Here is a 21,551-nt window from a genome sequence, read left to right as displayed (position 1 = left end):
CTTTTTTGCAGCACCTCATCCAGGATAGCCTAAGTTATCCGCTTATTACGATGAGAGCATTTATGATCATTACTGCTTTATTATTTTCTGCCAACGCATCAATCAGTGCACAAGGTAAGGGGCAAAAATTCAGCATTCAAACTAACTTAGAACAAATTGATTTATGGCCATCTCATATGCCAAATGCGGGAGGAAATCGGAGTTCAGAGCTCATTAGCGACAAAGGGTCTGTAACGAATGTTTCTATCCCAAGGCTCATTGTTCATCAACCTCAACATCCCAATGAGACCGCAATTTTAGTGATCAGCGGCGGCGGATATGCTCATATTGAACTAGGAAAAGAAAGTACGCCAGCTGCTAACTGGCTACAATCTGAAGGAGTAACGGCATTTGAGCTCATTTATAGGTTGCCTCAGGAAAACTGGAGCAGCACCAAAGTGCCCTTTGAAGACGCTCAACGTGCTATACGAATCATTCGTAATCTAGCCAAACATTACGGTATAGATCAACATAAAATTGGAATTTTAGGGTTTTCAGCAGGAGGCCATTTAGCAGGCATCACCTCTACTCTTTTTGACAAAAATTTTTACAAACCCGTTGATGCTATTGATTCCTTATCTGCAAAGCCAGATTTTGCAGGACTTATATACCCCGTGATTTCAATGCTTCCGCCCAATAATAAAACCCATTCTTTAAAAAGTATTCTAGGAAATCAGCCAACAACCCAAGAGGAAGTTGCTTTTTCTGTAGAAAAACAAGTGAATGCCCATACTCCACCTACATTTTTAGCACAAGCTTTGGACGATCCTATTTCTCCTGTAGATAACAGTTATCTAATGGATAAAGCTTTAAAAAACGCAAATATTCCTGTTGAAATGCATATTTTCCAAACGGGAGGACATGGCTGGGGCTTAGGTAAAAAAGGGAGTGAAGTGTCTGCTTGGCCCGAACTTTTTAAGATTTGGGCTCAGAATAGTGGCTTCTGGAAAAATTAAAACTACACTTTAATACCTCTATGAAAAACGAGACTATAAAAATATAGTCTCGTTTTTTGTTATTCACTTTAAATATTTATTTATCAAATTCCTGATAATTAAAATCTTAATACCCGTTATTTTGTACTAGGTTTGGATTTAAGTTGATGGCATCCTGTGGAATTGGTAATACAAATCTAAAATTATTTGCGGGTAGCGTTTTTAAAGCTCCAGTTGGAGCATCTGTTCCCCCACCATCTACAGCTGAACCATAGTCTGACCTTACAACTGCCTGTCCTAACCTTTTAATCGTCCAGAATCTATCATTCTCAAATGCTAATTCTAATCTTCTTTCATAATAAATCGCATTTAATAAAGAGGTTCCTGTTTCTATTCCCGGTATATAAGGAGAAGTTGAAGTCCCATATCTTTGTGCTCTCAATGTATTAAGCAATTGAAGTGCTTTGATTTGATTAGGAGCTGATGACTTCATATAAGCTTCCGCAACATTAAGATAAACCTCCGCAGATCTTAAGAATTTAACATCTACTACCTGAGCAGCTGCTGAACCCGCCCTTGATCTGTATTTAACAACATGATTATACTGAGTATTTACAAAATTGGTTGTAAGAACATAAGCTTCTTTTCTAATGTCATTTCCATTACCATATTTCGTAAATAAATCATAGTTGACATTATACTCAGAACGAATACCAGCAGGATTTACAGAGTTCTGATTATAAGCTACTCCAACATTTACGTTGTCATAATCTAAATTAGCATTTAAGATTGTAAACAAATTTCCATCATTACTGGCATCTCTCCAAATGTTAACAAAATTTGCTTTTGTTCCTACCGATGGATATGCTGTAATACACTGCTCCCCATATTGTATGGCTTTATCATACTCTCCTTTGTATAAATAAACACGAGATAAAAATCCTAAAACGGATGTTTTATTTAATCTTCCAACTGTATTATTGTTAGAATTAATATTAACCAATGCGTCTTGTAAATCTGCAATAATTTTATCATACGTTATGGTCACAGAAGCATCTCTTGACGGTTTAATTTCAGGGTTAAAAGTTTTTACATATGCTATCCCTAATGAAGATGGAGCATCATTGCTTTGCGTAGGAATTTTGGCATATGCCCTCACCAGATCAAAATGAGCAATTGCCCTTACCGCTTTAGCTTCTGCCTCTATGTTCTTCATATAATCGGTATACGGAACTTTATTAATATTATCTAAAATATTATTTGCCCTGGAAATAACTTTATATGCAGACGTATACAAATTCGTAACATCTTTTGTTTGTGGTGTATAAGACCATTCATATGCTGATTTATTGGTTTGTCTTCCTTGTGTATTTAAAATCAGATTATCTGCCAGCACATCACCAAGTATAATAGAACTTCCTGTATCGCTATTGTAATAAGTACGCCCCTTAAATGCATCATAAGCCCCATCCATCACCACTCTGAAGTTTGATTCTGAAGTAAAAATATTTTCAGGAGAATCCTGATCATTCGGAAGAACATCAAATCTATCATCACTGCATTGAAGTGATAAAAAAGACAGTAAGGATAGTATCGATATGTTAATTATTTTTTTCATAATTCTATTGTGTTTTAAAATTCTACTTCTATTCCGAACAAATATGTTTTTACGGCAGGATAACTGTAAGATGAGTAAGCTCCACTAATGAAGGTTTGTCCAACTCCTGTTTGGCTTTCTCCTGAACCAACAGATACTTCAGGATCTCCTTCAAATTTTGTCCAGGTCATTAAATTTTGCCCTGTCAGAGAAACCCTGATTCTATTAACAGGAAAAGATTCACCCAATGTTTTCTTATCAAAGGTGTATCCTATGCTTACGTTTCTTAATCGAATGTAAGATGCATTCTGTAAAAACCTGTCGGTTTGTTGTAGACCGGTAATGCCACCGGGTGCATTGTTTGTATTATTAGGTCTTGGCAGTACATTGGTCTGGCCGGGAGCTGTCCAATAATTCGCAGCATCCGCTCTCATATTACCGGTTGTTCCATTGGCATAATTCAACATATCCCGAGCCATGCTATTATAAACATAATTACCTGACTTATAGCTAAAATCTGCCTGCAGGTCTAAACCTTTATAAGACAATGAAGTACCAAAACCTCCAAAATATTTAGGAAGCGGTGATTTGCCTTCTATTAAAACAGCATCATTAGAATTATATACCTCAGTTGTTCCTCCATCTTTTGTATAATAGAGTTCATTTCCATTTTCAGGATTAATTCCGGCACTTCTTACTAAGTAAAATGAAAATGGTGTGTAGCCCTCTCTTAAAATATTATTATCATAAATTCTTTCTTTTTCTCCATCTCTCAGTTTATTGAGTTTATAGCTCATCATACTGGTATTGGCACGAACACTCCATTTAAAATTTTGATTTTTAATAATATCAGCCGAAATACTAATTTCCAATCCTTTATTTTGTAAATCACCGGCATTGATATATTTTGTATACCCACCTCCTTCTGAGCTAAGATTTGGTATCGCTAATATGAAATCTTTCTTCTGATCGATAAAATAATCCAGCGTACCTTTTATTCTATTGTTTAGGAAACCAAATTCTGCTCCGTAGTTTTGTGATTTTGTAACTTCCCATTTAAGATCCGGGTTTCCATAATTAGGATTTAAAGCTGCAATAGGAAAACTTCCATATCCGCCTCCCGTCATGAGTACATTATTTAGATTGAGGCCAATATTATTGTACCCTCTTGTTCCAACAGAAGCCCTAAGTTTTAAAAGAGAGACAATGTTATTATCTTTTAAAAAGTCTTCATTGGTAACATTCCATGCACCACTTAATGACCAAAATGGCTCAGATTTCACATTATTCCTACCAAATCGGGAGTCTTTATCCTGTCTGGCAGAAGCCGTTAGTATATATTTTTTAGCATAATCATAGGTTAGGAAAGCTCCATAAGAAAACGTTCTATATAATTCATCGTATCCTACAATGGCAAATGGAGTTGATGCATTACTGAGTTCACTTAAAGTAGGAATTGAAAAGTTTTGTCCTGTACCACTAATAAATCATTCCTAAACTCTGTATATTCTACTAAGCCTAATAGATCAATACTATGGTTTCCAAATGATTTGGTATAATTTAATATATTGGAATTGGTATATCTAAAACGATTTTGATTTTGTTCGAGCACCCTTCCGCCAAGCCCTAAAACATTATCAAGATAAGATCCTCTTAAAATCTTAGAAGTTCGTCTTATGTTGTTATAATATCCTCCTAACTGAGTCTTAAAATTTAGTCCATCTAAAATTTTATACTGAGCAAATATATTTCCGTCAAAAATTAAGGAATTGATATTTTCTGGGTTATTTTTTAGTGCTTCTAAAATTGGAAATGCTTTCTTTGTAGAATTATAGCTTCCATCAGCATTATATACAGGTTCGTAGGGATTATAAGAATACATTGCTCTAAATGGGTTCTGCTCATTATTTCGATCTCTAATCTCCTGAGACATACTATAATTTACTCCTGTTGAAACTCCAAAACTCAATCTATCAGTTGGGGTAGCTTCATATTTCATTCTCCCTGTATATCTCTTATAAGCGTGGATATTTTGTACAATACCATTGTCTGAATCGTAACCTAATGAAAATGTATATTTCGATTTTTCATTTCCTCCTCTTATTCCTATTTGATAAGACTCAATGGCAGATCTTCTTAAAATATCTTTTTGCCAATTATGATCTAAAGCAAGAGCAGCTGAAACATTTGAATCTGTCCATTTTGTGTATCCACCAATACCTAAATCATACATCTTTTTCTCATAATCAATTTTCTCTGCAGAATTCATCATTCTGAAATTGATATCTTTAATTTTTTCAGAGAATCCGATTCGTGAGCTCAACGTAATGATAGGTTTTCCTGATTTACCACTTTTAGTACTCAAGACAATAACTCCATTCGCCCCCTGAGAACCATAAATAGCCGCAGCAGCGGCATCTTTCAGCACAGAGATACTCTCATAATCGTTTGGATTGATGGCATTGAAAACATCCTGAGCTCTTTGGTCATTTCCCACAATAAATCCGTCAATGACAAATAATGGATTAGAAGCTCCAACACTCGTTGTAATATTTCCTAATCCTCGAATATTGATGACTGATCCGGAACCGGGCTTCCCATTCAAAGAAGAAATATCTACCCCCACAGCTTTGCCTTGTAAAGCATTTGTTCCTAATGTAGAAGAAGAAAAATTAGATAATGATTTTCCTGATACTACCGTAATGGCAGAAGTAACTTCATCTTTACTTTTTTTCTGGTATCCCGTTACAACTACTTCATCTATTTTTGCTTCTTTTAAAGAGTCATTATTTTTTTGTTGAGCACTTATAAACTGCCCTGTAAAAAACAAAACGCCCGCTGTGGCAATGCGTAGTTTTACTTTCATGTTTTTTTATTTAGTGTTTTTCTAGAAGCAAATATGTTAATAAGCTTTAACAATAACAATTCATAAAACACTCTAAAACAAACCAATACAACTTGCTGATTTTCATTAACAATCATCATTAGTAAACTTTTATATTTATCTCTAATAATAAAAAGAGATAAAATACATCTACACACCTACTTTTAACGTTTTATTTAAAAATAAAAAAAAACTTCAAAATACTATAATTACTTTTTATGATAAAAAAAATTCACCACCAATAGAATATTAATGAAATAATTAAAGAGTAATCATCGTTGATTTATCAATAAAACAATAATTTAGTTAATATTTATCCACAGAAAAAGCCTCAAAACTTAACAGAAAGTTAAACAACCTCTCTTTTTAACAAATTATAATATAAATATAAAAGCCAACTGTATACAGCTGGCTTTTCATTGTGTTCTTAGATAAAGTTAATCTTGATACCCATAATACCTTGCTCCTTGTAAAACAGGATTTTCTAATTCAATGGATTGTAATCCAAACCCTTTATAATTTTCATTAACGGATTCTTCTAATTGCTTTCTATGCAGTTTTTCGTAGGTTTCAAAATCAATGGCGGTTCTGTTTTTTAAGCCTTCAAATAAATTCCATTTTGCCACAACCGTTTTCCAGTTTTCTGAAACTTTCCCTGCGAATACTTTAGATTTTGATCCGCTTCCGTAGCCAAAAAACCCAATTTCGGAACCTTTTAATTCTTCATTTTCATTAAAAGAGATTTGTAATGCAGAAAGTAAGGCCATGAAAATAGAAGCTGTATACATATTGCCAATTTCGGATGAAGCTCTTTGTGATTTTTCTATCGTATTATTGATAAACTGAATATAATTTTCAGACTTCGCCACCGCTTTTTGTTCATCGGGAGTACCATAAGAAAGTCCATTTTCTAAACTGTAAATCTCAGTGAAAACTCTTTTACCGTGGAAAGCATACGGAAGATGGAAAATCAAATATTTCCAATTTTCATAAGGCTTACTTTTCCCTGTAATTTCTTTATAGTGGCTGTAGGCTTCTCTGATTCTATCCTGATAACATTGGTTGGAATACTGACCATCAAAAACAGGTTCATCCGTAAAGATTTCTATTTTATCGGGAAAAGATTCGGAAGCATTTGTTAGGTCTTCTTTCTTATACTGTCGTCTGGGTTTGAAAAAATCAAAAACACTTTCTGTAGCCACTCCCCAATTGTTTTCAATTTCCAACAAATCAGGTTTTGAAGAGATCAATAAAGATACAGCTCCACCACCTTGTGTGTATTCGCCTGAAGAAGCCAATTCGTATTTTGCGTAATCGCTGGCGATCACGATTGCTTTTTTGTCCGGATTTACCCTCACAAAATCTAAAGAATTATGTAAAGCATCTACTGCTCCTACACAGGCGAAAGTCATATCTACCACATCACAGTTTCTGAAACATCTTTCTCCAAATTCCTTTTCCAATACTTTTTCTACCATTTGCATCGCATAAGAAGCGGTTGGTTTTGCAGCATCTAAAGCGCTTTCCGTTCCTAAGTAAATGCGGGCAATATCTTTTGGATTAATCGTATAATCATGTATTAATTTTAATAAAGATTCTGCTGCAAAAGTAGCTGCATCTTCATGAACATCGGGAAATCCCATTTTATGCAACCCTAATCCTTTTTCTAATTTTGCGGGTTCAATTCCTCTTTTCTCTGCTAAATCTTTAATTTCCAAATATAAAGATGGTACATAATAGCTTGCAGCTTCAATTCCAAAAGTCATAATTCTGTAATTTTAAAACTAAATTATAAAAGATAATTCAAAATAAGGTTCATTATTCACCTGTTTTTTAGCATTAATGCTAAAAAAGCATCCCAAAATGAGATGCTTTAAAAACGTTTAATTTAGCTTTTATTATTTAAAATCTTCAATCGCCTTATTAATGGCGTCAATTTGTGGATTGATACTTGAAGCTTTTTGAGGATTTTGTTTTAACAGATCCATCTTTTTATTCAGACCATCTTTCAACATTTGAGAAATCATCATTTTTGCCTGGGCATTATCTCCCATTTGTCCTTTTGCACGGGACAACATTTTCGTAATGCTTTCTGTAGCTTTCAAATTATCTGAAGTCATGATCCAGTTGAATCCTTCTTCAGCAGATTTTCCCAATTCCGGATTTTGGAATTTCACAAAAGGATAAAATGCAGCAATCTGAGCAATATTAGCCATTTGAGAAGTCACTTTATTTTTAACAACAATCGGTAACATTTGTGTCAATAGATTTTCTGAAGCGCCACTAAGATCTATTTTATCAGCCAAAGCACCAATTTTGGTAGGGTCAATAGTCGCTATTGCTCCCAAAGAATTTCCTCTCACTGCATTCGAAACCGCATTCACTCCTTTTTCAAAAATCGGAAGGTATTTTTTATCCTTTGTTTTTGCTAACGCATTAATCGCAGCAGCCTGAGTTAATGTTTTCGGATCATTAGATGCTATTTTTTCAACCTCTGCTCCTAGGGCTTTCATTTGTTCCGGATTAGATAAATCCATCAATTCTAACGCCTTATTTCTCACTCTGAAATACGGATCTTTTATCCCCGCAGCCAATAATTTAGTTGCTGCAGGATTTTTTCCAACCTGATCTTTAATTCCATTCAACGCAGCATATCTGTTTTTAAATTCTTTTGAATTCGTAAACTGCATTAAGTACTGCTCTGGTGTTTTTGTATCAGTAATTTCAGCCAATAGAACCCCGTCTGCATTGATATTAATTAAATCCGGTGTTTTTGAAACATCAAAATTGAATGTATTTTTTGCCTTAGCATCCACCCAAACAGTATATCTTTTTGGTTTGCCATTATCATATACATCAATTGCCAAAGGAAATTCAAAAGGCTCCTCTTGCGTTTGATTAATCGTTACCGTAACTTGTTTCTTAACAGGCTCAAAAGCAGATGAGTAGTTCAATTTTGGGTTTCCGCTTCCGAAATACCACTGATTAAAGAACCAGTTCAGGTCTTTTCCTGAAACCTTTTCAAATGATAATCTTAACTGATGTGCTTCTGCATTCTGATATTCATTGGTTTTTAAATAATCATTCATTCCCGCAAAGAAGGCATCATCACCAAGATAGTTTCTCAGCATGTGAAGAATTCCGCCACCCTTTTGGTAAGTCACTAAATCAAAAACATCTTCACGAGACTCATAATCAAATCTCACCAAATCATCCTTGAAATCAGACGGACTGTGAATATATCTGTTGACATCTTCCAATTGATGGTAATCTGCCTGATCTTTTCCATACTTATATTCATTCCAAAGATATTCGGAATAATTAGCAAAAGATTCGTTTACTGTAAGATTGCTCCAGCTTTCTGCAGTCACTAAATCTCCAAACCAATGGTGAAATAATTCGTGAGCAATGGTGTCTTCCCAAGTATTTTCATCAATTAATTGTCCTGGTTTCTGTAAAATATCGCTTCCATGAAGCGTTGCTGTGGTATTTTCCATCGCACCACTTACATAATCTCTTCCTGAGATCTGTGCATATTTTGCCCAAGGATAATCGTAGCCCATCTTTTTAGAGAAAAACTCGATCATTTCAGGCGTATTTCCGTAGATCTGTTTTGCATACGGCTCATATGCCTTTTCAATATAATAATCTACCGGAATATTTCTCCATTTGTCTTTAACAATTGCATATTCACCCACGCCCATAAAGAAAAGGTAAGTTGAATGTCTTTTATCCATCACCCAATGATCCGTTCTCAATCCGTTCGATTCCTTTTGAGAATCTTTCATAATCCCGTTTGAAAGCGTCACATATTTATCTGGAACCGTCATGTAGATTTCCTGAGTAGACTTTTGATTTGGTTTATCAATGGTTGGGAACCACGCAGAAGAAGATTCTGTTTCTCCTTGCGTCCAGATCTGAGTTGGCATGTCTGGATCTTTTCCTTGTGCATTAATGAAATACAAGCCTTTTGCATCATTAATCGCCGCACTTCCTTGTTGCTTTACTTCGTTTGGACGGGAAGTATATTTAATATAAACCGTATAATCCTGATTTTTCTGATAGGTCTTATCTAAATTAATCTTTAAAATATCATTTTTATATTCATATTTTAAAGGAGATCTTTTGCCGTTAATATCTAAAGCAACCTCATGCACCAACATTCCTTTTGCATCAAGCGTTAATTCGTTGGTAGGATAAAAATAAGGCGAAGCGGTTAACCATTCTTCCCCATTCATTTGCTCCTTCTGATAATCAAAATTTACTTTAAGCTTGGTATGTTTTAGCTCTGTTACTTTGGTATGAGTAGCTCTGTACACCTTTTCTCTGCCTGAAGTTTCGGTTTGTGCCGATACATTTGCAGAAAAGAAAATCCCACCCAATATAGCAATCGATAAAATAGCCTTCTTCATCTTTATTTATTAATTATTTTTAGAATTATTTTTTGTTAAAATATCGAAAATATCATTGACTACCGTTTCGTAATCGCCTTTTTTAAACTGTTCTTTGGTTTTGTTAAACGCTTTTTTCAGTTCGCTTTCCGGGTTTTCATCGTCAATGATATCTATTGAACTGACTCCTTTTACCTGAAATAAAAGTTCTTTCAGTTTTTCAGCATCTGCGCTTTCTTCTATATTAATCTTTAAATATTTCATTTATTGTTTTTTAAAGGTAAATTTACTTGATCCTTGAGAAAAATCCATTGTATTTATTTCTGCATTAAATTTAATCTTTATTCCTGCCATATCAAATTTAAATTCGTTTTCAGAAACCGCCTCTAGAGAAAAAGCGCCTTGCCCAGTTGCCTGAGCTTTTAATTGCCCATTCTCTACAAATATTTTAATATCTAAAGGAAAATCTTTCGTTTTGTAATTCCCTTCATACTTTTTCAAAATATCTTTTGAAACTACAACATCGTTAAATTTCGGTATTTCAAAATTTTGCCCCAAAGCAGCCTTAATCATTTTAATAGATATATCATTATTATCAAAACTAGATTGATTCGTAATAAAACTTATAGCCACTTTCAGATCAGGAAAATAATACAAAACTGATCTAAACTGATCTATTCCGCCATTATGGCCAAATCCCCAACTTTCTCCAAACGGTACTTTTGTAAGTCCAAAACCATAATTATCAATATAATTTTTCATTTCTTTAAGACTCGTTTTTGTAATTACTTTTCCATTTTCAAGTCCAATGATAAATTTTAATAATTCCGTAGGTGTAGAAATTAGATTTCCAGCTCCAATCGGAATACTCATATCTGTTTCTTCCCAAGTATCATACTTTCCACCTTCATAATTATAAGAAAAAGCTTGATTTTTAGAAGCGTCTATTTTTCCTCCAACTTCCGTAAGTGTTAATTTTAAAGGTCTTGCAATTTTATTCTGAATAAGTTGAGCATAAGTTGTATGATATACTTTTTCTAAAATATAACCCAGCAAAATATAATTAGAATTACTGTATTCATATTTTATTCCGGGATTGAAATCACTTTTATATTTTTTAATAATTGAAATTAAACTGCTTTCTGTTTGAGGTTTTGTATTATAAGTCCAATATTCCTTATCGTCAGTAAGGTTATGAATTCCTGTTCTATGTTGTAATAATTGCTCAATAGAAATTTTATTCGCATTTTCTATTTCAGGATAAAAATCTGATAATTTAGTATTTAATGAGAGCTTCTTATCTTCAATAGCTTTCATTATCAAAACTGCCGTGAAAGTTTTAGAAATGGAACCAATGCGATATTGTGTATTCATATTCGCATTTTTCTGTTTTTCAGCATCTGAAAACCCAATGACCTTAAGAAAGGTGGGCTGATCTTTATAGGCAAATGCAAAACTTCCCATTACTTTATGATGTACATTTAAAGAATCCAGAAAATCCATCAGCTTCTGCCTACTCTGATTTTGAGAAAAAACAACACTAGAAATACTTATTAACGAAAGAAAAAATAACTTTTTTAACATACTTTTGAGATTTGCTCTTAAAAGTACAAAAAAAGTGAAGTTTTAGACTTCACTTTTTTTGTAATATTTATTCAGAAGATATTTTAATTGTAATGGATCTTTTTTGCAGTGCCAAAATAGTTTAATAACAATTTCGTCTGTTTTGATTTCATAAAATAGCTTAATTTGTTTCTTACCAATAAACGTAAATTTTATATTGGGAAACTTTTCTAAAGATTGATGTTTTAGAATATCATCAATCATTGTTTGTCTAAATTTCCTAATATCAGTTTGTAAAATAGCAATTTCTTTTGCAGTCCATTTTGCTTGGAGAAAATCTATAATTTCCTCTAGCGAAATTCTCGCAGTTTCTGAAATTGTTATTTTCATTTTTCACTAAATATTTCATTTAATAAATCATCCGTCAGTTCCTGAGTTTTTCCACTTTTATAATCATTTTCACTTTGCTCCATCACTTTTCCAAAGTATTCTGAGTTTTCAAGCCCATTCCAAGAATAAGTCTTTTCATTTTCAGAAATTTCAATAGCATTAATCCCTTTTATCTGGGATAAAAGTTTTTTAATGAAATCAACATCTGCATATTCGTCTAAACTTATTTTAATTTCCATGCATTTTGAATTTAAATCAAAGTTAAAGAAATAATTACAAAAATTATTTCAGCAAAATTAAATCGCTACCGGAGCTTTAATTCCTGGATGTGGATCATAATTTTCTAGTGTGAAATCTTCAAAATTAAAACCAAAAATATCTTTAATTTCCGGATTTAATTTCATGGTTGGAAGTGCTCTTGTTTCTCTTGAAAGCTGTCTGTTTACCTGCTCAAAATGATTATTGTAAATATGAACATCTCCAAAACTGTGAACATAATCTCCTACTTCCAAATCGCAAACCTGCGCTACCATCATCAGCAACAACGCATAACTTGCAATATTAAACGGAACACCCAAGAAAACATCTGCACTTCTTTGATAGAGTTGAAGTGATAATTTTCCATCTGCCACATAAAACTGGAACAGTGCATGGCAAGGCGCCAATGCCATATTTGGAATTTCGGCAACGTTCCAAGCAGAAACGATCAATCTTCTAGAGTCTGGATTTTTTTTAATCTGGTCGATAACTTCTGTAATCTGATCAACAATTTTCCCGTCCGCTCCGTTCCAACTTCTCCATTGTGCTCCGTAAACAGGACCCAAATCTCCATTTTCATTCGCCCATTCGTTCCAGATGCTTACGCCGTTATCATTTAGATATTTAATATTTGTATCTCCTTTTAAGAACCAAAGAAGTTCATAAATAATAGACTTCAAATGCACTTTTTTCGTTGTTACCAAAGGAAAGCCTTTAGACAAATCATATCTCAGCTGATATCCGAAAACACTTCTTGTTCCAGTACCCGTTCTATCAGTTTTATCGGTTCCATTGTCTAAAATATGTTGTAAAAGGTCTAAATAATTTTGCATTGTAAGAGCTATTTTTAAGGTTCAAATTTAAAAAAATATAAGCGATTTTTGGGTATCATAAGTCATAAAAAAAGCATTCACTTTTATGAATGCTTTCTATAATTTATTTTGTGGTGTATCTTTTTGGCAACGGTTTTACACTATAACAATACCACCATTTGATCTTTTGAATTGCCTTTAATAGATTTCAATTTTCCAAACTTAGTTTTTTCTATGATCTTATCATTCCAGTAATCGAGATGTACCGAACCAAACTTTATCAGTTTTTTATATTTACTCTCATCAATAATATCTTTAGTTCCATAATCAATAGAAACACTCCCAATAGACTTTAACTTCCCCAATCTGCTGTTATCAATAATATCATTTTCATAATAATCAACAGAAATATTCCCTACTGTTTTTACCTTTCCCAGTTTATCTTTATCAAAGCCAATAGAATCCCAATAGTCAATTTTCAGATCTCCAATACTTTTTATTTTCCCCACTTTTGGATCATTTTTATTGAAGCCATCCCAATAATCAATTTTAATATTTCCAATGCTTTTCAATTTTCCGAATTTATATTGATCAAAATTCTTATCTTCATTATAATCAATATCTCCATTTAAGCTCTCAGAGTAAAAATTCGTTATTTGCCCGGCTTTACTAAGATTAACCGTGATATCACCGATTGCGATATCAACAGATTCTAAATCATAGGAATTCCAAGAAACATGAGCCCGCATTTGAGCATTAAGAAAGATATTGCTTAGCAAGAAAGTAATCAGAAATACATTTTTCATTTTAATAAAGGATTCGTTTACCAAATATTCTCAATCGTTTGATGAATATTATTTATTGTAAATGTCTCTTCAATTTCCTTACCAAACATTGCTTTTACAAGAGGTGACTCCACCGAAACGGTCATTATTTTTTGCCCTTCTGAAACAATCTCCCCTAAAGAGGCAGCAATATAAAACAATCCTTTATTCGTTTTTACCAACGCTCCGTTTTGTACTTTAGAAGAGGGTTCGGCATTTATTTTCTGAATAATATTTTGCTGATTTAAAGTTTCATTCAATTGTCTTTGCAGATTATTGATTTCCTGTTGCAGCATTTCTCTCCCCGTCTCATATTTATCTCCCATTGAACTTTTGGTATCGTTGCTTGAAGCACGCGTTTCGGCTATGAGATTTTCAAAATTTTGAATTTTTTCTGAAATCTTTGTTTTAATGATACTTAAAATTTCTCCTTTATTCATTGGTATGTTTGGCTAAAGCCTTTATTCATTTACATTAAAAAGCGGGCTTTAGCCCGCTCTCACTGATTATATTATTTTTAAATATAAGAATTTTTATATTTTCACCCAAAATTTAATGGTCTTAGTTCATTTTTTCGAATAGAGCATAATCTGAAACCTTGAAACTAAAATCTTTCCCGTTGTTGAAATCTCTTTTTGTTCCTTCAAAAATATTTTTAAAAATTCCAGAAAAATGATCATCCTGAATATTGAAATCTACTGATTCTTTTGACATATTGAGTACTACTAAAACTTCATGATCGTCATTCTTTCTTAGGTAAGCTAATATTTTATCGTTTGCGGTGGTATTCAAAAGGTAAGTTCCAACACTTGGATCTCCTCCTCGCAAAGCAGGATTTGATGATTTCAAGCTTAATAATGTTTTATAAAAATCTGCAGATTGATAGGTATTCGTCCATTCAATCGCATCTTTTTCAAAGAATTCCAATCTTTTCATATTGGGAAGCTCCTGCCCTGAATATAATAACGGAATTCCATTCCATGTTGCAGAAAATACAGCCATTGGTTTTGTGATCTCACCATACTTTTCGTATTCTGTTCCATTCCATGAATTTTCATCGTGGTTTGAAGTAAACCAAGCTCTCATAGAAGAATCTCCAATATTAGAATATTGTATTAAAAGATCTTTTAAATCCTGCAAAGGCATATTTTTACTGTAATAATCTGCAGAGGTATGCATCCATTTCCAAGAATAGCTTGCATCGAAAACTTTTCCGTATTCGGGACTTTCCAATTCATCAAATTCTCCCAACCAGAAAAGAGGCTTTATGGTTTCAACGGCAGGGCGGGCCTGTTCCCAAAAATCAACTTCTACCCAAGAGGCTAAATCGCATCTAAATCCGTCAATATCTGTTTCTTTGATCCAGAATTTCATGGCATCGATCATTGCCAGTCGCATTTCTTGGTTTGTATAATCCAGCTCGATAATGTCGTCCATTCCTGAAGCGATATGGAATTTCCCATCAGAATCTTTTAAATAGAACTCAGGATTGGTTTTTGTCCATATATGATCCCATCCTGTATGATTGGCAACCCAGTCGATGATCACTTTAAATCCCAATCTATGCGCTTCATTTACCATGTGTTTGAAATCGTTTAATGTTCCAAATTCAGGATTGATAGATGTATAATCTGAAGCCGCATAAGGACTTCCCAAGCTTCCTTTTTTATTTTCCTGAGCAATCGGAGTAATCGGCATAAACCAAAGGGTTTTCACTCCCATTGATTTCAAGCGAGGCATTTCTTTTTCGAATGCTTTAAAAGTTCCTTCTTTTGTATATTGTCTGACGTTGACTTCGTAAATATTAGTTGAATGTTTCCATTCTTTAGGTAAATCCATCATATTCTTATTTGTATTTTGAAGGTACAGGAAACAATTCCCAGACCAATTATTTCATCAGCATTCTTCCCGTCAACAAAAATAGTGAATCATATGGGAAGAGCTTGAATTTCTTGAGAGTTAAATGGAATTGCATTGAATCTAATTACTGTGTAATGTCTTTGCAAGGAGCAATTTTTATAAGTTTATCTTTTTTCTGTCGAGATTCTTACAGAGTGACAAAGTGTATGCTATAATTTTGTGTATTACTTTATTTTGAGATTGCTTCACCTTCGGTTCGCAATGACGGAGAGCGCTTGGTGGCTGAGGTTCTCGAAGTCACCATTCCCGATACCCTAGCCCCGATTGAAGCAATTGTTTGAGCTCATTTTTTTGTTTCTGCGGCGGCTTTGCCGCCGCAGAAACAAAAAAATAGCGAGTGCGGAAAGCGGGAAATAGCTTCAAATAAAAAATAATTGCTGTTCGATATAGTCAAATAGCTACTCATAAAAAAGCCCCGAATAAAAATTCAGGGCTGTATATTGTAAATTATCTTTCGTCGCTGTCATCTTCTTCATCGAAAACATCGTCATCGTAGTTTTCTTCTTCATCATCATCGAAGTTATCATCATCTTCATCTGCAAAGCTGCTTCCACCACCAAAGTCGTCTTCAAAAGCAAAATCATCTTCCATTAATGGCATTGCCGATTTCTTTTTAGCGCCTCCACTTCCGTTTTTACTAGGTGCTTTCAACGGAACGTTTCCAAATCTGTATACTGTAATTGGATAATTAACTCCTTTTGTTTCTTCAATCACCTCAACAAGTTCACAGAAAAACTCCCAAAGATCAAGAAGACCATATTGAAACTGAGTCTTAGAACCTGTAGTTTCAAACGCTTCGTCAATATATACATCCGACATAATCTCCCCATCACCATCATCGCTCATATCCTCTAACGGAACACTTTTCACGATCGTACCATCTTCTTCTAATAAATTAAAAGTAGACAGTTCTTCGCCCTGAAGACTGAACGCACTTTTAATTCCTAAATGTAAATTCCATAGCGTCTGTTTTCCTTTAACTTCGATATCACGGAAAATATCTTCTTTCGCATCTAATATTACGCGGATTTTGTAAACCATATCAGTTTTAAATTACTTTTTTGCCTTTGTTATTATGATAAATCTCTATTGCAAATATATAATAAATGAGATGTGACAAAAAAATATTTCTGGATTTTTTAAAATATTTTTTTTTCTTACATTTTGCAAAAACTATTTACTTTTCTCCAGCATAAAACTGAACTTCGTGCCTTCAAGATAAACACTCTCTACTGTAATGTTTTCGTTATGAGCCTCAAGAATGTGTTTTACAATGGCTAATCCTAACCCTGAACCACCCTCTCGTCTGCTTCTGCTGGTCTCCACGCGGTAAAATCTTTCGAAGATTCTTGATAAAACTTCTGATTTTATTCCCATCCCGTTGTCGATTACTTCAATCAAAACTTTATTTTTCAGAACACTTGTTTTTACCACCACTCTTGCTTCCTGTCTATTGGCATAATGAATAGCATTGGAAATCAGATTGATAAAAACCTGCGATATTTTCTGTTTGTCGGCATCCACAAAAACCTGAGGATGCAGCGTCTGAATCTGTAATGTTGTAGTATGTTTTTCTGCTTCAAGATCGAGCAAATCAAAAATTTCTTTGATCAATAAATTGACATCAAATCTGGAAACATTAAGGTTAATTTCTCCTGCTTCAAGCCTATTGATCATATCTAAATCTGTGACAATAGCAATGAGCCTTTCTACCGAAATATCAATTCTTTCCAGATACTTATCGCGAATGGTAAGGTTATCTACCCCACCATCCCTTAAAGTTTCCACATATCCCTGAATAGAAAATAGTGGTGTTTTAAGCTCATGTGAAACGTTCCCAATATATTCTTTACGATAACTTTCCATCTCTTTCATCATATCGATCTCTGTGACCTTCTGCTGATTGAGATCAGAAAACCGTTCTCCTAATTCTTTAATGGTAATATTTTCGTTATTATCATGAACGATTTCCTGCGGCAAAAGCTGTGAAAGCCCACGAACCTGCTTTTTACCATAATAATTAAACAGTAATTCTAACACTAAATAATTAATGATAAAAATAAGGATGAGGCATATAAAAAGTCCTATTTTAAAGAAAGGAGTTTTATAATAGATATCTTTTAGTGAATCGAACATGATCACTAGAAGAAACATCACCAATGTCAATAGACATGAGGCTACAAGGGTAAGTCTGTAAAATTTCAATTTTACAAAGGTTTTTTGGTTTATGTAAAGTTAGGTTTTTTAAGCTATAAAACGATCAGCTTATACCCAATGCCTTTTAGAGTCTGGATGGTATTGATCCCCAGTTTTTCTCTTAATCTTCTAATGTGAACATCAATTGTTCTTTCTCCAACAATCACATCATTTCCCCAAACTTTCTCCAGGATCTCTTCTCTTTTAAACACTTTCTCTGTGTTTGAAGCTAAAAGATACAATAGGTCAAATTCTTTTTTCGGAAGTAAGAACTGCTGTCCGGCTTTTGATACTCTAAAATTGTCTTTATCAATAATCAAATCTCCAATCTCGATTAATTTAGCATTATCAGAAACTTGAGACGTTAATTGCAATAAAGCATTTACTTTAGAAATCAGAATTTTCGGTTTGATCAATTTCACAATATAATCATTAGCTCCGGCTTGAAAACCTGCTAATTGTGAAAATTCTTCGCTTCTTGCAGAAAGGAAAACAATAAGTGTTTTCTGAAGTTCTTTTATCTTACGAAGTTCCTGACACGTTTCGATACCGTCTTTTTCGGGCATCATTACATCTAATAAAATAAGATCGGGAACAATTTGTTTGGCTTTCTCAATACCTTCGTTACCATTGGTAGCTGTGTAAATGTCGTAGCCTTCCTTTTCTAAGTTGTAAGACAGAATCTCTAAAATATCCAACTCATCGTCTATTAAGAGTATTTTCTTTTGGTTCATTTTTAATTTTTACTGAGTCAAAGTTAACAATTTTTGAAGCATAGATTAACAAATAACCTATCGTTCACATAAAGTTAACAATAATAATGATTTGTTAATGTTTAGTTAAGAAAAAATTAAATTTCCGTAAACCATTTACAGCACTAAACTTCTCTTTCTTTGCCCCGAAAGAATATAGTAAGATAAAGTAAAATGAAAAAACAACTCCACAAGAGCATTATGCTACTTGCCTTGTTTTCTGCTGGCTATGCGTTTGCACAAAGCCATGTTCTGGAAGGCAGGATATTGGATGAGAAAGACAATACTCCTATTGAAGGCGTAAAGGTAAAGGTAAATGATCAGGAAGTAACCACTGACATTTCCGGAAACTACTCTCTCAGTCTTCCACCCGGAACCAATTATGTGATCACCGTAACTTCTAATGGATATAACAAAAAAGAGATCAGTGAGGTTACCGTAAAAAATGAAGCAAGCACTCATCTTGATATCATTTTGGATAAACCTTCTACAAAAGAAAAGCAAATTGAAGGTGTTGTTATCAAATCCAATGCAAGAAAAGAGACCATTGCCTCTACCATTGGTTTACAAAGAAATTCTGGTGTCGTTTCACAGGTTATTGGTGTGGAAGCTATTAAAAGAAGTCCGGACAGAAACACAGGAGAAGTTCTGAAAAGAGTTTCCGGTGTAAGTTTAGCTGAAGGAAAATACATCGTAGTAAGAGGATTATCTGACCGTTATAACCAAGCGATGTTGAATGGTATTCAGTTATCCAGTACCGAACCAGACAGAAAGACTTTCTCTTTCGAACTTTTCCCGGCCAACGTTATCGAAACGCTTGTTATCAATAAAACTTTCATTCCAGAATACAGTGGTGAATGGGCAGGTGGATTGATCCAGGTAAATACTAAAGACATCCCCAATAAAAACTTTTTTAATCTACAAGTAGGTGTAGGAGGAAACTCTATCACAATGGGACAAGAGTTCCGTATGCAAAAAGGTGGAAAATGGGATTTTCTAGGAATTGATGACGGATACAGAAAACTTCCAACAAGTATGCCTGCAAAAAATGCTTTCACTATTTTGGATGAAGCTACTAAAACAGGAATCGGGAAAGATTATGTAAAAAACCTAGGATACAACAGTGTAGGATATCCTGAGAATTTAAGTTTACAATTAGACGGAGGTTTCAATACAAAAATTTTCGGAAAAGATCTAGGCGTTATTGCGGTTCTTAACTACAGTAACAATAAAAGAAGAACGGAATCCAGAAACCGTTTCTTTACCATCAATGATCAATTAGCAGATACGAACTTTGATTATTTTACTGAAAAATATCAAAACGACGTTATTTTAGGAGGTTTATTAAACCTTACTTTAAAACTTAATAACAACAACAAAATCTCCCTAAAGAATATTATCACCAACAACACGGTAAATCATATGTCTTTCAGAACAGGGAAAGATTTTGAATTTGATCCTGTAAACGGAACAAATATTCTGGCCAGAGAAATTGGTTTTAAAGAAACTACTTTCTATAATTCTACCCTAAACGGAACCCATAAAATGGATGTTCTTGGTGGTATTACTTTCAACTGGTACGGAAGTTTCGGTATTTTAGATCAATACATTCCATTATTACAGCGTCTTCAGTACAACCAATATCCTGATATAAACGGAAGTCCATATTTGGCTTTGATTTCAAATGGTCTTTCACAAAAATCAGGAAGTGTATTCTACTCTACGCTTAGCGATTATTTATACAATGCAGGCGGAGATTTATCTAAAAACTTTGAAATGTTTGGCCAAAAACAAACCATCAAAGGAGGATATTTGTTTCAGGTAAAAGACAGAGTGTATAACTCAAGACCTTTCTCTGTAAAGTTGGAAGGATATAACCAACAATTGCTTTCTCAGCCTTTCGAAACAATCTTTAGTCCGGATAATTTTGGAACAGGAGGTGGTAAATTCACTTTCGACGAAATTGCAGGAAACCAATACAGATATATCGCCAATACGATTCTAAACGCAGGTTATTTACAGATGGATAATAACTTTACGCCGTGGTTCAGAGCGGTATGGGGATTAAGAGTTGAAAACTTTGATCAGTTAGTGGGAAGCACAAAAAGAAGTGATGATCGTTTTGTAAACACTCGTGTTACTGACTTTTTACCTGCTTTAAACATGACATTTAAACTGACGAACAACATGAATTTACGTGTTGCCGGTTCACAAACTGTCGTAAGACCAGAGTTTAGAGAAGTTTCTCCACTTGCTTATTATGATTTTGATTTAGGAGCTACCGTTATCGGTAACAAATATATTCAGAGAACGAAAATTACCAATGCCGACGTGCGTTGGGAATGGTACCCAAGAAATGGAGAGATTCTTTCCGTTGCAGGTTTCTATAAAAACTTTAAAAATCCGATTGAATTATACTTTAACCAATCTGGTGTAGGAACAAGTAATACCTTCAACTATCTAAACGTAGACAAAGCTGATGCTTACGGAGCGGAACTTGAATTCAGAAAAAAACTAGATTTCTTCAGTGTTCTTAAAAACTTTACGCTAGGTGGAAACTTTGCTTTAATCAAAAACAAAGTAACTGACGAAGCAACGAAGGTAGACCGACCAATGCAAGGACAATCTCCTTACACTGTTAATGTAAGTCTTCAGTATGATACTGAAAAAACAGGTTGGACCTCAACCATTCTTTTCAATATGATTGGAAGAAGAATCCTTTATGTAGGAAATGATCAGGTTCCACCAATTTGGGAAGCACCAAGACCTCTTCTTGATTTTCAGGTTGCAAAAAAGATCTGGCAGAACAAAGGAGAAATCAAGCTTAACATTTCAGATATCTTAAACCGTCACGCAAGATTTTATCACGATCTAAACGATAATAAAAAATACGACAGTGCTGATGCACTTGCTATCGACAGAGTAACAGGAACAAATATCAGTTTAACTCTTGGCTATAGCTTCTAATTTAAATCAATCAATATCTAATA

18 protein-coding genes are annotated in these 21,551 nt (G+C 33.9%); 2 read left to right on the top strand and 16 right to left on the bottom strand.

Features of this window, described 5'->3' with window-relative positions; translation table 11 throughout:
• The first annotated feature begins 5 nt into the window (after positions 1-5).
• Positions 6-995, top strand: coding sequence for an alpha/beta hydrolase (locus AMQ68_RS24050; RefSeq protein ID WP_198408900.1), 990 nt, complete (start codon positions 6-8; stop codon positions 993-995).
• A 106-nt stretch (positions 996-1,101) separates the two neighbouring features.
• Here AMQ68_RS24050 and AMQ68_RS24045 read toward each other — a convergent pair whose 3' ends face one another.
• The 16 genes from AMQ68_RS24045 to AMQ68_RS23970 form a co-directional block, all read right to left on the bottom strand.
• Positions 1,102-2,592 carry a RagB/SusD family nutrient uptake outer membrane protein gene (locus AMQ68_RS24045; protein WP_054513148.1) on the bottom strand — a complete coding sequence of 497 codons (1,491 nt, stop codon included), beginning with the start codon at positions 2,590-2,592 and terminating at the stop codon, positions 1,102-1,104.
• 14 nt (positions 2,593-2,606) lie between these two features.
• On the bottom strand, positions 2,607-4,028 hold the full coding sequence (locus AMQ68_RS24040; protein WP_369678657.1) for a TonB-dependent receptor: 1,422 nt from the start codon (positions 4,026-4,028) through the stop codon (positions 2,607-2,609).
• Complete coding sequence (locus AMQ68_RS24035) at positions 4,016-5,437, bottom strand: TonB-dependent receptor plug domain-containing protein (protein WP_054513146.1); 1,422 nt, start codon at positions 5,435-5,437, stop codon at positions 4,016-4,018. Before AMQ68_RS24035 ends, AMQ68_RS24040 begins: the two co-directional genes overlap by 13 nt.
• A 455-nt stretch (positions 5,438-5,892) precedes the next feature.
• Positions 5,893-7,221 (bottom strand): hydroxymethylglutaryl-CoA synthase family protein, encoded by a 1,329-nt coding sequence (locus tag AMQ68_RS24030; protein ID WP_054513145.1) that lies wholly within the window; start codon positions 7,219-7,221, stop codon positions 5,893-5,895.
• A gap of 132 nt (positions 7,222-7,353) precedes the next feature.
• Entirely contained in the window at positions 7,354-9,867 is a 2,514-nt protein-coding gene (locus AMQ68_RS24025; RefSeq protein WP_054513144.1) for a M1 family metallopeptidase, read from the bottom strand.
• A 9-nt stretch (positions 9,868-9,876) separates the two neighbouring features.
• Positions 9,877-10,110 carry a hypothetical protein gene (locus AMQ68_RS24020; protein ID WP_054513143.1) on the bottom strand — a complete coding sequence of 78 codons (234 nt, stop codon included), beginning with the start codon at positions 10,108-10,110 and terminating at the stop codon, positions 9,877-9,879.
• Positions 10,111-11,430: a serine hydrolase gene (locus AMQ68_RS24015; protein ID WP_054513142.1), complete on the bottom strand. Its 1,320-nt coding sequence runs from the start codon at positions 11,428-11,430 to the stop codon at positions 10,111-10,113.
• Between the two features lie 42 nt (positions 11,431-11,472).
• On the bottom strand, positions 11,473-11,799 hold the full coding sequence (locus AMQ68_RS24010; protein WP_054513141.1) for a hypothetical protein: 327 nt from the start codon (positions 11,797-11,799) through the stop codon (positions 11,473-11,475).
• Entirely contained in the window at positions 11,796-12,038 is a 243-nt protein-coding gene (locus AMQ68_RS24005) for a hypothetical protein (protein WP_054513140.1), read from the bottom strand. The genes AMQ68_RS24010 and AMQ68_RS24005 overlap by 4 nt, the downstream gene beginning before the upstream one ends.
• Before the next feature lie 57 nt (positions 12,039-12,095).
• Positions 12,096-12,890, bottom strand: a complete 795-nt coding sequence (locus AMQ68_RS24000; RefSeq protein WP_054513139.1) for a thymidylate synthase — start codon at positions 12,888-12,890, stop codon at positions 12,096-12,098.
• A gap of 140 nt (positions 12,891-13,030) precedes the next feature.
• Entirely contained in the window at positions 13,031-13,675 is a 645-nt protein-coding gene (locus AMQ68_RS23995) for a hypothetical protein (RefSeq protein WP_054513138.1), read from the bottom strand.
• Positions 13,676-13,692: 17 nt separating this feature from the next.
• The gene (locus tag AMQ68_RS23990; protein ID WP_054513137.1) at positions 13,693-14,133 is read right to left on the bottom strand and encodes a hypothetical protein; all 441 of its coding nucleotides are present in this window, start codon (positions 14,131-14,133) and stop codon (positions 13,693-13,695) included.
• A 121-nt stretch (positions 14,134-14,254) separates the two neighbouring features.
• Positions 14,255-15,535, bottom strand: a complete 1,281-nt coding sequence (locus tag AMQ68_RS23985; RefSeq protein ID WP_054513136.1) for an alpha-amylase family glycosyl hydrolase — start codon at positions 15,533-15,535, stop codon at positions 14,255-14,257.
• Between the two features lie 525 nt (positions 15,536-16,060).
• Positions 16,061-16,654, bottom strand: a complete 594-nt coding sequence (locus AMQ68_RS23980) for a hypothetical protein (protein WP_054513135.1) — start codon at positions 16,652-16,654, stop codon at positions 16,061-16,063.
• Between the two features lie 132 nt (positions 16,655-16,786).
• On the bottom strand, positions 16,787-17,818 hold the full coding sequence (locus AMQ68_RS23975) for a cell wall metabolism sensor histidine kinase WalK (protein ID WP_054513134.1): 1,032 nt from the start codon (positions 17,816-17,818) through the stop codon (positions 16,787-16,789).
• Between the two features lie 44 nt (positions 17,819-17,862).
• A complete protein-coding gene (locus AMQ68_RS23970; RefSeq protein WP_054513133.1) occupies positions 17,863-18,543 on the bottom strand; it encodes a response regulator transcription factor in 681 nt (226 codons plus the stop codon).
• 192 nt (positions 18,544-18,735) lie between these two features.
• Here AMQ68_RS23970 and AMQ68_RS23965 point away from each other — a divergent pair, with 192 nt between their 5' ends.
• Positions 18,736-21,528, top strand: coding sequence for a TonB-dependent receptor (locus tag AMQ68_RS23965; protein WP_054513132.1), 2,793 nt, complete (start codon positions 18,736-18,738; stop codon positions 21,526-21,528).
• The last annotated feature ends 23 nt before the right edge of the window (positions 21,529-21,551 follow it).

Source organism: Chryseobacterium sp. ERMR1:04, assembly GCF_001297705.1.
GTDB lineage: Bacteria > Bacteroidota > Bacteroidia > Flavobacteriales > Weeksellaceae > Chryseobacterium.
The sequence above is the reverse complement of the archived record's forward strand: the minus strand, read 5'-3'. Positions and strand labels throughout refer to the sequence as shown.

What these genes read in the sequence shown, in the direction of transcription:
- AMQ68_RS24045 (WP_054513148.1), bottom strand. Translation starts at nt 2,592, where the DNA reads ATGAAAAAAATAATTAACATATCGATACTATCCTTACTGTCTTTTTTA.
- AMQ68_RS24035 (WP_054513146.1), bottom strand. Translation starts at nt 5,437, where the DNA reads ATGAAAGTAAAACTACGCATTGCCACAGCGGGCGTTTTGTTTTTTACA.
- AMQ68_RS24030 (WP_054513145.1), bottom strand. Translation starts at nt 7,221, where the DNA reads ATGACTTTTGGAATTGAAGCTGCAAGCTATTATGTACCATCTTTATAT.
- AMQ68_RS24025 (WP_054513144.1), bottom strand. Translation starts at nt 9,867, where the DNA reads ATGAAGAAGGCTATTTTATCGATTGCTATATTGGGTGGGATTTTCTTT.
- AMQ68_RS24020 (WP_054513143.1), bottom strand. Translation starts at nt 10,110, where the DNA reads ATGAAATATTTAAAGATTAATATAGAAGAAAGCGCAGATGCTGAAAAA.
- AMQ68_RS24015 (WP_054513142.1), bottom strand. Translation starts at nt 11,430, where the DNA reads ATGTTAAAAAAGTTATTTTTTCTTTCGTTAATAAGTATTTCTAGTGTT.
- AMQ68_RS24010 (WP_054513141.1), bottom strand. Translation starts at nt 11,799, where the DNA reads ATGAAAATAACAATTTCAGAAACTGCGAGAATTTCGCTAGAGGAAATT.
- AMQ68_RS24005 (WP_054513140.1), bottom strand. Translation starts at nt 12,038, where the DNA reads ATGGAAATTAAAATAAGTTTAGACGAATATGCAGATGTTGATTTCATT.
- AMQ68_RS24000 (WP_054513139.1), bottom strand. Translation starts at nt 12,890, where the DNA reads ATGCAAAATTATTTAGACCTTTTACAACATATTTTAGACAATGGAACC.
- AMQ68_RS23995 (WP_054513138.1), bottom strand. Translation starts at nt 13,675, where the DNA reads ATGAAAAATGTATTTCTGATTACTTTCTTGCTAAGCAATATCTTTCTT.
- AMQ68_RS23990 (WP_054513137.1), bottom strand. Translation starts at nt 14,133, where the DNA reads ATGAATAAAGGAGAAATTTTAAGTATCATTAAAACAAAGATTTCAGAA.
- AMQ68_RS23985 (WP_054513136.1), bottom strand. Translation starts at nt 15,535, where the DNA reads ATGATGGATTTACCTAAAGAATGGAAACATTCAACTAATATTTACGAA.
- AMQ68_RS23980 (WP_054513135.1), bottom strand. Translation starts at nt 16,654, where the DNA reads ATGGTTTACAAAATCCGCGTAATATTAGATGCGAAAGAAGATATTTTC.
- AMQ68_RS23970 (WP_054513133.1), bottom strand. Translation starts at nt 18,543, where the DNA reads ATGAACCAAAAGAAAATACTCTTAATAGACGATGAGTTGGATATTTTA.
- AMQ68_RS23965 (WP_054513132.1), top strand. Translation starts at nt 18,736, where the DNA reads ATGAAAAAACAACTCCACAAGAGCATTATGCTACTTGCCTTGTTTTCT.